This window comes from Rhodococcus sp. IEGM 1351 (assembly GCF_030056875.1).
GTDB lineage: Bacteria > Actinomycetota > Actinomycetes > Mycobacteriales > Mycobacteriaceae > Rhodococcus_F > Rhodococcus_F opacus.
Genome location: NZ_JASHKU010000038.1, coordinates 1 through 15,445 on the forward strand (window position 1 = coordinate 1; position 15,445 = coordinate 15,445).

The window sequence follows — 15,445 nt, forward strand, 5'->3', positions numbered from 1 at the left end:
GCCGGACGAAAGTAGTCACAGTTCAAACAGTTACACCGTTAACTTGACAGACCCCGTCGCTTCGGAATAGTGTGGAGAAGGCCGTCGGCATGCGGGCGAATATGTTGTTGTCTTCCGGTCCCGCTTCCAGCGTGACGACGGAGTTGCGTGGATCTGCGCTGAGCCGTTTGGCGAGTACGGTTCCCCGAGGAGCCCTTACCGACTCGACAGAGTTGGCGGAGATGTTGTGGCGGCGCGGTGTTCCTCTTCTATCCGCGGAGGGCGGACGCGAAGATGCCGGGAAGTTTCGTCCAAGACGGTTTCGCGGCGAATGCCGTCAGTAGTCGACCGGTGGTGGCGGCGGTTCGATTGGTGACGAACCATGGCGGCTTGGGCGAGATGGTCCATTCGCCGTTGACGATCGATCGCGGCGCCGGGCGGAACGGTCCGCGGACAACTGTGCGTTCGGCTCCGTCGATGAGCAGGGCATTGTGGACCATGCCCATTCCGCTTTGGATGTCGTCGATTGTATGGCCCGGGAATGCGCCCCAGGTGGCGCCGGCGGTCAGGAAGCCGACACCGGTCCAGGCGTTCACCGCGATCGTTCCGTAGTTGAGCTCCGCCAAGAGTATGTCGAACCCGGTGCCCATCTGTTGGATCGATCGGGGGTGGGCGATGATGTTGATTCCGAGGGTTCCGACGAAGTCGGAGTTGGCCGTGCGCACGGCCGCAGCCGCGAATGCTTCATCAGCGTGGGGGAGTTCGACAATGCCGAGAACCGGCGCGAAGTACTCGGTCTGCAGGAGTGTGGCCTCGTCCGTCGGGTCGATGTCGTGGATCAGCACCCGTCCACTTCCGAGCTTGTCGGCATGAGGATAGGCCGTGAGGGCCGCTTCGACGCGGTTGGCGCTCCCGGGATAGTAGGGGTTGCGACCGGGAGTGTTGTTCAGCGCCGTGCGCAGGGCGGCCACGAACTGGTCGCGTTGCTTCCACTTGGATGAGAGCACGACGACCTGCGAGGCAACGCAGTTGTATCCGCCGTTGTGGAGACGTTGCGTGGCAACGTGTTCCGCCTGGTATTTGATGTCGGCGTCGCTCCACTCGCCGGGTAGCACAATTGTGGGTGACACGCCGCCGAGCTCGCTCGTCATCGGCTTGTTCAGCACGGGATCGTTGGCCGCTCGACGGGCGGCACCCTCCTGGCCCGGGCCGAAGACGATGGTGTCATGGGTGATTGAGCTACCGGTCATGTGCACATGGTGGACCGCCGCGTGGTTGACCAGGTAGGTGCCGAGCTCGGCTCCTCCGGTGAGCACACGAACTGCTCCTACCTCGATCAGTGGTGCGAGGACCTTGGTGAAGACCGGGAGCATCGGGTCTGTGATCGGGTTGAGCTTGAGTGCGACGACGCGGTTGTGTGCGAAGAGTTCGTAGAGAGTGTCCAGCGGTGCGATGGACATGATGTTGCCTGCACCCAGCACGGCGCCGATGCCGTGGGTGTGGGCCGGATCGAGCTGGGCGAGGCCGGCGGTCTGCCTGGCGCGCTCGACGTCGGTTCCCGGCTGCAGCCATACCTCGGCGCTGAATCCGTTCAGCAGCAGCCGGTCGAAGATGCCGAGGGGAAGGACTCGGACCGTTGTGCGACCACCCGGCGCGGATCCGAATGTCGCGGCGGCGATGGGGCTGGTGCCGGTCTCGAGGGAGGCCAGGCTGTGTGCCAGCGTGGCGGCACCGCCGGCGAATGCGTAGGGACCGGAGATCCATTCCTCTCCGACCAGTGGGGACGAGGGGTCGAGCTCTTTGATCGCGGTGGCGGCGGTGACCCACTCCTCGGCGTGGGCGGCGGTGAGGTCCCGAACCCGCTCGAGCAGCGCCCGTCGAGCAGAGAGGGGCAGCGACGCCCATGTTTTCTCGCCAGTGCTCAGCTCGTCGAGGGCCCGGTCGACGGTCGGGTGTCCTGTGGGGGTGTTCGTGACGTGCATGTCGGAACCGGTTTCGTTGGGCACTGCGATCACTCGTCTCTGTGCTGGGGGTGGGAACCGCGGCGCGGTATATGGATTGTGGTCTCGTCGGGCCCTGGTCCGCTATGGGCCGCTGCTCGTCAACATCCGCGTCTGGTTGTGCCGTTGCACAACTTCGTGGTGTCCACCAGTTCGGGTCTAGGCTGGCCCCATGTCGAGAGCGGCCGCGAAACCCGTGCATGTGCGGAACACCCTGCTTCTCCCGCTGCTGACAACGGTGGATGGCATGGCTTCGGAGTTGGTTGCACGCATACTGTCCGCCGAGCGCGGCTACCTCGAGTCATCCTTGCTGACCCGCGAGCAGCTGTATGACGCGTGTCATGCCAACCTGCTGGCGATGATCACCTGTTTGGCGGGCGAGGTCGAGCCGGAGCTCGAGTCGGCCGCCGAGGCTGGGCGGCTCAAAGCCGAACAGGGTGTTCCGCTCGCCGCCCTGTTGCACGCCTTCCGTCTGGGCGGTCGGCTGATCTGGGAAGAACTGATGAACCGGTCGGAGGCGGAGGCGACGCGCGCGCTGCTCGATATGGCCGCCCAGATCTGGGCGATGGTCGATGTGTGTTCGGATGCGGCCGCCGAGGCCTATCGACACACGGTCGACGCCCGAAGCGAGGAGGATGCCGAGTCGCGGCGACGTCTTATTCGAGCACTGTTCGGCGACCACGCGTCCAATCGGTCTGCGGTGGCAGCCGCTGTGCATACCTTGCGGATTCCCGAACGTGGCAGTTTCGTGGTGATTTCCGCGGATTCGGACCGGCTCGAGTTCTCCACGCGTGAGGTAGGCGCGGTGTGGGATTCGGAGGCCGACGGCGTTCTCGGTCTGCTGTTCGGGCGGTCGGACGCGATAGTCAACGAGGTGGTCGCGCATCTGGACGTATCCGGCGCGGTGGGGGTCAGCGAGATGTTCACTTCGCCGTCCGGAACGGCCAAGGCTGTTGCCCAGGCCAGGTTGGCGCGGGCTTGCGCGCGCGTTGACGACAGTGCTGTCACACGTTTTGGCGCGGTTCCGGTGCCGCTGTTGCTAGCGACCCATCCCGACAGCAGCCGCATCGCTGTCCGTCAGATCTTCGGGTCGCTACTCGATCTGCCCGAGGTCGAGCGAAACAGCCTGCTGGCGACGCTCGACGCCTGGTTCGCATCCAAGGGGTCCACGAGTGACGCCGCCGCGCGCCTGCACTACCACCGCAACACCGTCCTCTATCGACTCCGGCGGATCGGCGACCTGACCGGTAGGGATTTTATGAATCCGGCGCAGGCCGCGGAGCTCTTCGTCGGGCTTCGCGCGTTTCAGCTGGGTGAAGACGGGAGATGACGAACTACAGACGGGCGGCGCGAGCGCATCATCGTTCCAGGATGTCATCTCACAGGCACGACATCGAGACAGTCGATTCGGGTGCATTCGCTCCTGACGATGAAACTGATTGCGTCACAACCTATTAGCCTCCACAGGCTGAGTTGTGTCATCTAACCTTGACGAGAACCCCTGGTATTTGACCCTGCTAGTCAGATCTGATGTGGTGATGCGGACGGAACCTGCGCCGTCGCACCGGCAAGCTCAAGGGTAAACGCGGCTGCAGTGACTCGCCCGATAATTGAGAACCACCCCGGCCAAAAACTTGTCTTTGTGCGACACTGCGCCCACACTGGGATCCGTGGCTGTCTTGACGCGAGGTTCGGCGATCTCCCGGGTAGACGAGCTCATCACCGAACTCGGAGGTGATGCCGACGCTCTCCTCCGGTCCCACGGCATCGATCCGCTCGCAGTCGGCGACTTCGACCGATATGTCCGCTACGAAGACGCGGCCGCGGTTCTCGGACACGCCGCCCGCGAGTTCGACTGTCTCGACTTCGGATTGCGTCTCGGTGGCATGCAGAGCATCGCATCGCTGGGACCGCTGAGCGTCATCCTGCGGAATGCTGAGACAGTGGGCGAAGCGATCACCAACGTCTGTCGCTTCCTCGGAAACCTCGCTCCGGCCGACACTGCGCGGCTGACCACCTCGGCGGGATCGGCGATCTACTCGTACTCGACGATCCTCCACAACGACTTCGACCGGCGCCAGACGGTGGAGAAGAGCCAAACACTGGCCATGAACGCGATCAACGTCATGAGCGGCGACAGAGTGATCCCGATAAAGGTCACGTTCCAGCATGAACGGCTCGCACCATTGGAGTCCTACTTCGACGTGTTCGCTTGCCCCGTGGAGTTCGGCCAGAGTCAGAACGCTATTCACCTGTCGCCGGCACATCTCACCCGCGTCATCGAGGATCGCGACGAAGCCGCACTCGCACTTGCTCAGGAATATCTGGCCCGGGTCCATTCCGGCGTGGCGCTGGCCGAGCATGTCCGCGACGTCACGCGGCGCTTGCTGCTGGTCGGCGAGGCGGGTCTCAGCCGGGTGGCCCGAGCGGTGTCACTGCATGAGCGCACGCTGCAACGCGAACTTGCGGCCGAAGGCACGACCTTCGAGAAGATACTCGACGAGGTTCGACGGGCGACAGCCTGGGAGCTCGCCGCAACCGGCTTGCAGGCCTCGCAGCTCGCCTCGGCCCTGGGCTATGCCGAACAGAGCAGCTTCACCCGGGCCTGCCGCCGCTGGTACGGCGAATCGCCGCGCGACCTGCTCAAACGGCGCCGCGGTAGCCGCCCGGAGGATCCGATCCTCTAGGTGGTCGGCGCAACCGACGCCCACTTGGCACTGTCGCCAAATGGCAAAATTATGTCGTCTGAGGACAAGTTTTCCCGCCGCCTGGTTGCGAGGCTTGTAAGCATCGTCACACTGAAGCTCAACTACGGGAGTTGACATGCCTAAAGCCCATGCGCCTGATTCGGGCCTCGCATTCGATCACGTCGACGTCCTCGTCGTCGGCGCCGGCCTCTCCGGGATCGGGATGGGATACACTCTCAAGCATTCACAGCCCGGCCGAACCTTCGCGATCGTCGATGGGCGCGAATCGCTCGGCGGTACGTGGGATCTATTCCGCTACCCCGGGATTCGATCGGATTCCGATATGCAGGCGTATGGCTTCGGTTTCAAGCCATGGCGCCGTGACAACTCGATCGCCGACGCCCACGAGATCCTCGACTACCTCCGGGAAACCGTCAGCGAAAACGGTCTGCAGCGCCACATCCATCTCGGTTTCACGGTCGTTCGGGCGGATTTCTCGACACCCGAGCAGCGTTGGGTGGTCACCCTCGAGCGCGTCAGTGACGGAGTCCGACACGACGTGACCGCGTCGATGTTGTTCTCGGCCGCCGGCTATTACGACGCCGGCGAGGGTTTCACGCCGGACTTCGCGGGCCGTGATGACTTCGAGGGACAGATCGTCCACCCGCAGCATTGGCCCGAAGACCTGGATTACTCGGGCAAGAAGGTTGTGGTCATCGGAAGTGGCGCCACCGCGGTCACACTTCTGCCGTCGATTGCGGAGGAGGCCGAGCACGTCACAATGCTGCAGCGATCCCCGTCCTACGTGATTCCCATCCCACGCAAGGATCCGCTCGCTAACACTCTCCGAAGAATCCTCCCCGAGAAGACTGCCTACTCGATCTCCCGTGAGATCAGCATTCGGAAAGGGAATCTCGTCTACAAGGGCAGCCGGAAGTTCCCTCGACAGGCTCGGGCACTCGTCCGCAAAATCACGGCCGCCGCGCTCCCGGAGGGCTTCGACGTCGACACTCACTTCCATCCGGAGTACGACCCGTGGGACCAGCGCATGTGCACGGTCCCAGATGGTGACCTGTTCAAAGCAATCGCGAAGGGCCGCGCGGCGGTTGTCACCGACAAGATCGTGCGGTTCACTGAAACCGGGATCGAACTCGAATCAGGCACACGGCTCGACGCCGACATCATCGTCACCGCCACGGGTCTGAATATGGTGCCTTTCGGAAAGATCGCATTCGAGGTGGACGGCCAACGGATCGATCTACCCGATCACGTCATCTACAAGAGCGCGATGGTGAGCGGCCTCCCGAACTTCGCGTTCACCGTTGGGTACATCAACCACTCGTGGACTCTCAAAGCAGACCTCGTCGCACAGTGGTTCTGCCGACTTCTCGACCACATGAGCGAGAACGGCTACTCCAGCGTCGTACCCGTCGTCTCGGACAGTTCGATGCCGGTCAAGCGATTCTTCGAATTCGACGCGGGCTACATCAACCGGGCGATGCACTTGTTCCCCAAACAGGGCACCCACGGACCGTGGCAAGCTCCCCAGGATTTTAACCACGACCGGATCGTTCTCGGCAAGGACCCGATCGACGACCCCGAGCTTCGCTTCACGTCGGCCGCTTCACCTGCCGCCGGTTTCGCGGACGACGCGACCGAGCAAGTCAAAGAAGCCGTCCAGTGACCAACGCACCGACCACGCATGAGACCCCCGCACCCACCGCCGACAAAGCCACTCGGCCAGGTGAGCCAACGCGATTCGCCGACGCCACCGACGGCGTCAAGCTCGCGATCTACGAGTACGGCGACAGCGATCGGCCAACGGTGCTGTTCGTCCATGGATATCCCGACGACCACTCGGTCTGGGAACCGGTAATCGCTCTAACGGCCGGCGACTTCCACGTCGTCACATACGACGTGCGCGGTACCGGAGCATCAGGGCAACCCGCCAAGCGGGGCGGGTATGCGATGTCCCAATTGCGAGACGATCTCGCCACCGTCATCTCCCTGACCAGTCCCGACTCACCCGTTCATCTGGTCGCCCACGACTGGGGATCGATCCAAAGCTGGGCCGCCGTATCCGATTCAGCGTTTGCCAACAAACTGGCGTCTTTCACGTCAGTCTCGGGGCCGGGCCTGGACATGGCCGGTGCGTGGTTGCGACGTGGGCACCGTCACCCGCGTAAGTTCGCACGTCAACTGGTTGACTCCTGGTACATCGTCGCGTTCCAACTCCCTTTCCTCCCCGAACTCCTGGTGCGGCGCGGTGTCGTCGAGAAAATGGTCTCGCGATCCGAGAACATCGGCGTGCCGACCGACCGTCAGATCCCGTCCGGACGCCGGTCACGGCGTGACGCAATAAACGGGATCGGGTTGTACCGCGCCAATTTTCGCCACCTGCTCACGCCACGTCCCACTCGAGCGGTGTGTCCGGTGCAGGTTCTCGCCCCGACCGACGACGCCCACGTGACCGTTCCGCTCGGACTCGAAGCACCAAAGCCGTTCGTGGACCGCCTGTGCACGCACGCGATTCCGGGCAACCATTGGGTGGTGGAGCAGAACCCCACCCTGATCACCACCCTCGTCACCGAGTTCATCAGCACCATCACGCAGCAGGACGAAGATTCGAGATGACCATCAGACCACAGCGCCGCAGCGACCCCAGTAAGGTCGCGCTTCCCGCCCGCAACGTGAATTTCGGCCGGCCGGATTGCCGTTCGAGTCGAGGCCGGGTGGGCGCTTCTCCTCGTACTACATCAACATCCGTCACCTCCGGTTCGTTGAAGGTGAACACTGGTTCGTGAAGGTTTTGGAAGTACTCCTGCCGACCTATCATCCGTCCCATGAGGGCTCGGCATAACAGGCCGTCGCCTATCTGGTGACGTCGCCCGCGGCGATACGGGCGGACGCTGTTGCGGACGCCCCGACATCATGAGTCCGTATCGCAACGTTCTGACCGAATAAAAATGCGACGACCACATGATCCTGTGCGTCTCTCGCGCTCAGGACTCAATTTCCATCGATAGGAGAAGGACGCGATGAAGGCCGTTGTCTGTACGGAGGGCGAACTCAGCGTTCGTGAGGTGAAGACACCCGAACCAGGTCCGGGCCAGGTCCTGATCAAAGTACTGCGGACCGGGATCTGCGGATCGGATCTGCATGCCAAAAAGGACGCCACCGAGGTGAACGCGTTGTTGCTCGAATCGGGCTACGCGACCGCGATCCTTCCGAACCAAGAGGTCATTCTCGGCCATGAGCTCCTAGGCGAGGTGGTGTCATACGGCCCGAAGACCCGCGGCCGTTGGGCCGCAGGGACGACGGTGACAGCGTTGCCCGTCCTGCAGACGGAGGTAGGAATGCATATGACGGGCTTCGACAGCCATGCAGCAGGCGGTTACGCCGAATACACCCTTGTAGAGGAAGCGCTGACATTCCCCGTTCCTGACGGCGTCTCCCACGACAAGGCCGCGTTCACCGAGCCCCTCACCGTCGCACGGCACGCAGTACGTCGATCGAGAATAGGCAAGAAGCGCCCCGCTGTCGTCATCGGATGCGGGCCCATCGGCCTGGCAGTGATCCTGATGCTCAAGGCCGCGGGGGTCACAAAGGTCATCGCCTCCGATCTCTCGCCCGGCCGTCGGAAGCTCGCCAGCCAGTGCGGTGCCGATGTGGTCGTCGACCCCAAGGTTCAATCGCCCTGGGACACCCTCACACTCAAGAGCCCGGTCAACTCGACACCGGAACTCCTCGCGTTCGCACTCGAGATGACCAAAGCCGTGCGTAGGATCCCGATGCTCTCGATAGAGAAGATCTTCTTCGGCGCCGATCGACTCGGGCAAACCCCGAGCGGCCCCGTCGTATTCGAATGTGCCGGCGTCCCCGGAATCATCGATCACGTTATCGCCAACGCGCCGCTTCGTACACTGGTGACAGTGGTGGGAATGTGCACCGAGGTCGACAGGTTCCGACCAGCTGTTGCCCTCAGCAAAGAGATCGACCTGCGCTTCGTCTTCGGCTACGACCCCGCAGAGTTCAGCCAAACGCTGGGCATGATCGCCTCCGGCAAGGTCGACCCGTCACCCCTGCACACTGCGACCGTCGGCCTCGACGGCGTCGCACAGGCGTTCAACGACCTCAGTGATCCCGAGCGCCACGCGAAGATCCTCATCGATCCGTTCCAGTGAGAGTGCAACACCCAGTGTTGTGATCGCGCACACATCTCGATGCCATCTAAGCTCCCATCACGGTGCCGCCGGATCTGATTGCGTGTCCGGCCAAGGTTTGCCCGTCTGTATCACGCTGAACTCAACCGACTTCGCGTGAAGGCTTCACCGCGGAGCAGTACAACTATTGACGACCTCAGGAGAATCATGTTGAACCTGTCTGTCCTCCTTGAGGATTCAGCGCGTAGATATCCATCCAAGGATGCGCTGGTCCTGGGCAACACCAAGCTGACGTACGCACAGGTTGACGGAGCGGCGAATCAGGTTGCGAACCTGCTGGTGGAACGGGGGGTCCAACCAGGCGACAAGGTGGCGCTGAGCAGCCCCAACCTCCCCTGGTTCCCCATCGTCTACTACGGCGTCCTCAAGGCTGGGTGTGTTGTTGTTCCGCTGAACATCTTGCTCAAGAGACGAGAGGTGGCCTATCACCTGACCGATGCCGACGCCGTGGCCTTCTTCTGTTTCGAGGGCACCGAAGAACTCCCAATCGGAATGGTGGGATACGCCGGCTTCCAGGAGTCGACCACCGCGAACTTCTTCCTCATTACCGCAGACCCAGCCGCGTCAAGCCCAATCGACGGCGTCGAGACGCTCGGACAGGCCCTCTCCGGGCGGTCGGATGTATTCGAGTCTGTCCCCACCGAGGCCACCGACACCGCCACCATCCTCTACACCAGCGGCACTACAGGCCAACCCAAGGGTGCGGAGCTGTCTCACGCCAATACGCTCTTGAACGCCCTCACCTGCAATCGACTCTTCGATAATAAGACCACGGATACGCACATCGTGGCACTCCCACTCTTCCACACTTTCGGTGCGACGGTACAGATGCATGCCGGCTTCTCGACGGGCGCCACGCTGCACCTGATCCCACGTTTTGATGCTAGTCAGGTCATCGATCTCTTCCAGAGAGAAGACATCACGTTCTTCGCCGGTGTTCCGACGATGTGGTGGGGATTGCTCGAATCGCTCACCGACGATGTCGACGTCGAGCGGATCGCCCGTAACCTACGGATCGGTCTCTCAGGGGGCGCGAGTCTTCCTGCCGACATCATCTCCCGGGTGCAAGACAAGTTCGGCGTGCAGATTCTGGAAGGCTACGGACTCTCCGAGACATCACCGCTGGCAACCTTCAATGACCCCGACCGCGGTTCGCGCCCCGGTTCCATCGGTCTCCCGGTCTGGGGTGTAGAGGTCAAGCTCATCGACGACGAGTGGAATGAGATTGCCGCAATCGGCGAAGTCGGCGAGATTGCAGTCAAAGGCCACAACATCATGAAGGGCTACTACGGGCGCCCTGCAGCCACGGCGGAGGCCATCCGCGGCGGTTGGTTCCGTACCGGGGACCTTGCCCGAAAGGACGACGACGGCTTCTATTTCATCGTCGACCGATCCAAGGACATGATCATCCGCGGCGGCTTCAACGTCTATTCAAGGGAGATCGAGGAAGTCCTGATGACTCACCCAGGTATCAGCCTCGCCACGGTCATCGGGGTTCCGCACGAACGTCATGGCGAGGAAATCAAGGCGTTTGTGATCCCCAACGCCGGAGCCACACTAACCGGTGATGAGCTTATCGATTGGAGCAGAGAACAGATGGCGGCATACAAGTATCCCCGGATCATCGACATCGTCGACTCATTGCCCACGACCGCCACCGGGAAGATCCTCAAACGCGAACTCACCTGACCGTACGCCGCTCAAGTTGGCGTTCTGCAGAACTTCCCGAGGGGATCCGTGAAGGCCTGGCATGGAGGCGCCCGCAAATCATCGGCACAATCTCCACCTGGTTCGAGTCCACGCAGGACACGCACACGAATGTCCGTGCTGGTGCTCATCTCGGTGAAAACTAGCAACGGACATCGCGTCGTTTTCAGATTTTCGCGCGACGATCGGCCCCACGTAAGGAAACTCGGCATCCGCACATTGTCCGACGCATGAAAGTTTGTATTCCCAATGCTGGCTTCGGTTCGCTGCAAACAGTCGGGATTGAGGATGATTCGCTGAGGTTGTGCCTACCCGCCCCGCTTGATCGAACCCTTGGCTCATTCACCAACTATCCAAGCCTCAGCGCTTCCCAAACGGCCGGAAAAGCACATGACCACCTACCGACGTTCGTACTCACCGAGAACTGATCCCACACAACTAGCACAGGTGCTATTCGACGAACTCTCACATCGCTATCACGAAGAGAGACAACGCAGGATCGCAAACGACAATCCGCAAATGCACGTACACAATCACCCAGGTGACGCCGGATCACTACTCAATCTCGCTTTGAACTGGGCACCGTACGGAGGCGTCCCCGAGGAAGAAGTATTCGAAAGATACGGAACCACATTGGCTCGCTTCGTAGACCAACTATGGGTAATCGTGCGCCACCTCCACTGCGATCGTATGACTGTAGCGAAACTATCCGCGGTGTACCCCAAGCGCCGGACCTCGCTTGAGACCGGGCGCGGCGTTGTCACTCCATAACAATCACTGCAAAACATTTGGCGTCATGGTACAAGCGAACTTTCGGAAACCAATCGTATCCTGTGTCAACGGTCACATCGATGGTTTCCTGATTCGACCCGACGGTCAACTCGGTGTTCGATCTCACGGATGCTGTCAATTGATGAACTTCCTCCCGCGCGCGTTTGCGCCATATTCGTCGACGAAAGAAGGAACCTATGTCTCATGTAGATAACGTGACAGTGCTCGGATCGGGTGTGTTGGGTGGGCAGATCGCCTGGCAAAGTGCCTTTAAGGGTAAATCCGTCACCGCCTACGACATTTCAGACGATGCCATCGAGCGCAGTAAAGCAGCTCATGAGCGTTACGCTGCAATCTACCTAGCGGACGTCGGCGCCAACGAAGAAGATATCGCCGCGACGCGAGATCGACTGACCTACACAACAGATCTTGCAGCTGCCGTCGGGCAGGCGGACCTTGTGATCGAGGCTGTACCGGAGATCCCGGACGTGAAGACCAAATTGTACAAGGAGATGGCGGAAATCCTACCTTCACATACATTAGTCGTAACGAACTCCTCGACTTTCCTTCCTCGCGACTTCGCTGCGGACACCGGTCGCCCCGAGAAGTACTGTGCATTGCACTTTGCGAACATGATCTGGAGGATGAACCTCGGAGAGATCATGGCCCACGCAGGTACTGCCCGAAAAACAGTGACCGAGGTGACCGAATTCGCGATCGAGATCGGGATGGTGCCCATCCCGGTACGTAGAGAACAGAACGGTTACCTCGTCAACACGTGGACCGTTCCCCTGCTCAACGCAGCCCAGACATTGGTCACCAACGACATCGGAGATCCTGAGGACATCGATCGTACATTCATGTTTCTCGGCGCCGCGATGGGTCCGCTCGGCATGATCGATATAATCGGCATGAAGACCACGTACGACGTTCTTGCTCACTGGGGCAAGGAGAGTGGCGATACGCAGATGAGTGCCAACGCTGATTACATCAAGGAAAACTTCCTCGACAAGAATTTGCTTGGTATGCAAACCGGGGAAGGCTACTACCAGTACCCGAATCCCGCGTACGCTCGCCCGGATTTCCTTAATGTTCCAGACATTTCCGCTGTCCCGAACCTCGTTTCCGCAATTCTCCCAGAATAGCGCCACGAACTGCCCACTCTGTTGACATCTTGGCGTGCAGAGATGCCGTGAGATTTGGTCCAGGTCAAGATGTCAACCAATGCAGGGCTTTTACACGAAGGTGATCGACAGACTCTCCGGCGGTTTTCGATCAGCCTTACCCGATATGCTCGGGCTAATTCGGACCATTCTGCAGTGCATACGGTGGAGAGCAAGCCTGGAATCGCAACGCAATTGGCCAACAAGCTGTTGGCCAATTCCCCAAGCCGGCGGGAGATTCCACTCCGCTCACCGAGACCGCCGCTGTCTCAACCGCCGGCTTCAAAGCGGTCGAGGCGGAGCTCAACACTGCTCGGGTGCAAACTGCGGCCCGCGCAGTGGGACTCGCTCGCGGTGCGGTCGAAGATTGCATTGTCTACTTGCAAGAACGGGAGCAGTTCGGGCGGCCGATTGGTGACTTTCAGTACCTGCGCTTCACCCTGGCCGAAATGGCCGCAAAGGTCGAGCAGGCTCGCGCCTTCTACCAGCGTGTGGCCCACAAGATAGATGCCGGCCAGCCGTGCGTGCGTGAAGCTGCGATGGTGAAACTACTGGCCACCGAGATGGCAGTGGAGGTGACAAATCTGGGCAGTCAGCTGCACGGTGGCAACGGCTACACCACCGAACGACGAGTCGAAGGGTATTGGCGCGATGCGCGACTGACTACGATCTTCGAAGGCACCAGCGAGATCCAGCGCAAGATCATCGCAGACCGGCTACTACCGAAAAGCTCGCTGAGCCGATCGGACCCCGGACGCGCTGGGCGGTGCCACCGCCCAGCGCGATCGTGTTGACCCATGGCCCGAGTGGAGCGTTCGACGCCGACTCTGCATCCGGACGCTTGGCCACCAGCGTCCCGGGACCGTCCAGTGAAAGGTGAACTGCGTGCCGACGACGTGCTGATGTGTGCTGTTGCGTTCGGCGGCAGCCGGGCATCCACTCGAACCGGTCGCAGATGGTGAGCTGTGCTGCAGCGGATCTACTGCTGATCGGCGGTCTCGTGGTGATCGGATCATCCGACCTGCGGTTCGTCGGTTGACGGCTCGTTGCAGATCCGCGAGCGCCGTGCTGACTCGTAGCGGTGCTCCGGCCGGGGCCTCCGCGGAGCGCCGTCGCTGCTCCGGCGCGCCCTGCTGGCGTTGTTGTCATTGATCGATATGGTGCGGCTCCGCAGTGGCGTGCCGGACGCCTCTATGAAAAGCCGCCGCTGGGGGCGGCTACCGGAGAACCCGGACCTACCTGTAGCGGACGGAGCGGACGTTTTCACTGACGCAGGTGTGTTTACTCAGCGGTGCCCTTGTACGCCCGCCCGGTGAGGATGAAGCCCCGCCGTCCCCTCCGGTGTGTGGCCGGGGAGACGGCGGGGTTTCTGCGCCGGTGAGATATCGAAAACAGGCCATACCGGCCGGGGTGGAGGAGGCAGGTCACCGGCGGCGACCCGATCCCCGCCGCCCGGGGGATGGGTAGCGACAGTCGGGAGTGGGGGACGGACTGCCGGTGTGCGTGCAAACGGAGAAGCGCCGGGTTAGACGGCGATCATCCCGTGAGGATCGATGACGAACTTCTGGGCCACCCCGCTGTCGAAGGCGCTGTAGCCGCGCGGTGCATCATCGAGCGTGATGACGGTCGCGTTGACGGCTTTGGCGATCTGTACCCGGTCCGCGAGGATCGCGTTCATCAGCTCTCGGTGGTAGCTCATGACCGGGCACTGTCCGGTGGCGAACGACAGCGACTTGGCCCAGCCGGTTCCCAAGCTCAACGAGAGCGCTCCGGCCTTGGCAGCATCGTCGGCGGCGCCCGGGTCCCCGGTGACGTACAGTCCGGGGATGCCGATGCCGCCACCGGCGGTGGTCAGCTCCATCAACGAGTTGAGCACTGCGGCGGGCTGTTCGTGCCCGGCGTCGCCGCCGTGACCGCGCGCTTCGAAACCGACGGCATCAATTGCTGCGTCGACCTCGGGGACGCCGAGCAGCTGCTCGATCTGGTCCTGCGGGGCGCCCCCGGAGACGTCGATGGTCTCGCAACCGAACGAGCGAGCCTGGGCAAGGCGTTCGGTATTCAGGTCGCCGACGATCACGACCGCGGCGCCGAGGAGCTGCGCACCGACCGCGGCGGCGAGTCCGACCGGGCCGGCGCCGGCGACGTAGACGGTCGATCCTGCGCGCGCGCCGGCCGTGAGAGCGCCGTGATAGCCGGTGGGGAAGATGTCCGAGAGCATGGTCAGGTCGCGGATCTTTTCCAACGCCTGGTCCTTGTCGGGAAACTTCAGCAGGTTGAAGTCGGCGTAGGGTGCCATCACGTATTCGGCCTGGCCGCCCACCCAGCCGCCCATGTCGACGTACCCGAATGCTGATCCGGGCCGGTCGGGGTTGACGTTGAGGCAGATGCCGGTCTTGCGTTCCTTGCAGTTGCGGCACCGTCCGCAGGCGATGTTGAACGGTACCGAGCACAAGTCGCCGACCTTGATGAATTCGACGTCGCGGCCGACTTCGACGACTTCGCCGGTGATCTCGTGCCCGAGGACCAGTCCTTCAGGGGCGGTGGTGCGGCCCCGGACCATGTGCTGATCGCTTCCGCAGATGTTGGTGGAGACCACCTTGAGTATGACTCCGTGCTCGCACTTGCGTCCGACGTTGGCCGGGTTGACGCCGGGACCGTCCCGCAGTTCGAGTTTCGGGAACTCGATCTCGCGCACTTCGACCTTGCCGGGGCCGACATAGGTCACCGCGCGGTTTGCACTCGCTGTCATCATTGTCCTTCTGTGTGTGGGGTTTCGAGGCCGAATAGCGGCCAGCGGGGGACGGGGAACCGGATCGTGATAGCTGCCGGTCCGCCCAGACGGGCATGGGGCTGCGACCCAGCCGACTATCCTGGGATTGTCGAATTAAACCTGTGCCAGCAATTTTCCTCGGTTC

Annotated in this window: 10 protein-coding genes; 8 read left to right on the top strand and 2 right to left on the bottom strand. The window is 61.9% G+C overall.

From position 1 onward, the window contains the following. Nucleotides 1-248: 248 nt before the first annotated feature. Entirely contained in the window at nucleotides 249-1,961 is a 1,713-nt protein-coding gene (locus QM806_RS37310; RefSeq protein WP_167113855.1) for an aldehyde dehydrogenase family protein, read from the bottom strand. A gap of 190 nt (nucleotides 1,962-2,151) precedes the next feature. On the opposite strand from QM806_RS37310, the gene QM806_RS37315 reads away from it, so the two are divergent. The 8 genes from QM806_RS37315 (at nucleotide 2,152) to QM806_RS37350 (ending at nucleotide 13,324) form a co-directional block, all read left to right on the top strand. Next, complete coding sequence (locus tag QM806_RS37315) at nucleotides 2,152-3,309, top strand: PucR family transcriptional regulator (protein WP_120660840.1); 1,158 nt, start codon at nucleotides 2,152-2,154, stop codon at nucleotides 3,307-3,309. Between the two features lie 340 nt (nucleotides 3,310-3,649). Beyond that, nucleotides 3,650-4,666 (top strand): AraC family transcriptional regulator, encoded by a 1,017-nt coding sequence (locus QM806_RS37320; RefSeq protein ID WP_005565063.1) that lies wholly within the window; start codon nucleotides 3,650-3,652, stop codon nucleotides 4,664-4,666. A gap of 136 nt (nucleotides 4,667-4,802) precedes the next feature. Further along, entirely contained in the window at nucleotides 4,803-6,350 is a 1,548-nt protein-coding gene (locus QM806_RS37325; RefSeq protein WP_005565062.1) for a flavin-containing monooxygenase, read from the top strand. Beyond that, on the top strand, nucleotides 6,347-7,300 hold the full coding sequence (locus QM806_RS37330) for an alpha/beta fold hydrolase (protein ID WP_005254725.1): 954 nt from the start codon (nucleotides 6,347-6,349) through the stop codon (nucleotides 7,298-7,300). The genes QM806_RS37325 and QM806_RS37330 overlap by 4 nt, the downstream gene beginning before the upstream one ends. A 404-nt stretch (nucleotides 7,301-7,704) precedes the next feature. Beyond that, nucleotides 7,705-8,850, top strand: a complete 1,146-nt coding sequence (locus QM806_RS37335) for a zinc-binding dehydrogenase (protein ID WP_005565058.1) — start codon at nucleotides 7,705-7,707, stop codon at nucleotides 8,848-8,850. 186 nt (nucleotides 8,851-9,036) lie between these two features. Further along, a complete protein-coding gene (locus tag QM806_RS37340; RefSeq protein ID WP_054247868.1) occupies nucleotides 9,037-10,578 on the top strand; it encodes a long-chain-fatty-acid--CoA ligase in 1,542 nt (513 codons plus the stop codon). Nucleotides 10,579-11,564: 986 nt separating this feature from the next. After that, on the top strand, nucleotides 11,565-12,512 hold the full coding sequence (locus tag QM806_RS37345) for a 3-hydroxyacyl-CoA dehydrogenase (protein WP_005565054.1): 948 nt from the start codon (nucleotides 11,565-11,567) through the stop codon (nucleotides 12,510-12,512). A gap of 212 nt (nucleotides 12,513-12,724) precedes the next feature. Next, the gene (locus QM806_RS37350; RefSeq protein WP_267204513.1) at nucleotides 12,725-13,324 is read left to right on the top strand and encodes an acyl-CoA dehydrogenase family protein; all 600 of its coding nucleotides are present in this window, start codon (nucleotides 12,725-12,727) and stop codon (nucleotides 13,322-13,324) included. A gap of 731 nt (nucleotides 13,325-14,055) precedes the next feature. On the opposite strand, the gene fdhA is transcribed toward QM806_RS37350, so the two are convergent. Further along, on the bottom strand, nucleotides 14,056-15,282 hold the full coding sequence (gene fdhA, locus QM806_RS37355) for a formaldehyde dehydrogenase, glutathione-independent (protein WP_054247865.1): 1,227 nt from the start codon (nucleotides 15,280-15,282) through the stop codon (nucleotides 14,056-14,058). Nucleotides 15,283-15,445 lie beyond the last annotated feature (163 nt).

Bases quoted from the DNA above. Each gene is read 5' to 3' on its own strand.
- QM806_RS37310 (WP_167113855.1), bottom strand. From the start codon at position 1,961: ATGCACGTCACGAACACCCCCACAGGACACCCGACCGTCGACCGGGCC.
- QM806_RS37315 (WP_120660840.1), top strand. From the start codon at position 2,152: ATGTCGAGAGCGGCCGCGAAACCCGTGCATGTGCGGAACACCCTGCTT.
- QM806_RS37325 (WP_005565062.1), top strand. From the start codon at position 4,803: ATGCCTAAAGCCCATGCGCCTGATTCGGGCCTCGCATTCGATCACGTC.
- QM806_RS37335 (WP_005565058.1), top strand. From the start codon at position 7,705: ATGAAGGCCGTTGTCTGTACGGAGGGCGAACTCAGCGTTCGTGAGGTG.
- QM806_RS37340 (WP_054247868.1), top strand. From the start codon at position 9,037: ATGTTGAACCTGTCTGTCCTCCTTGAGGATTCAGCGCGTAGATATCCA.
- QM806_RS37345 (WP_005565054.1), top strand. From the start codon at position 11,565: ATGTCTCATGTAGATAACGTGACAGTGCTCGGATCGGGTGTGTTGGGT.
- fdhA (WP_054247865.1), bottom strand. From the start codon at position 15,282: ATGATGACAGCGAGTGCAAACCGCGCGGTGACCTATGTCGGCCCCGGC.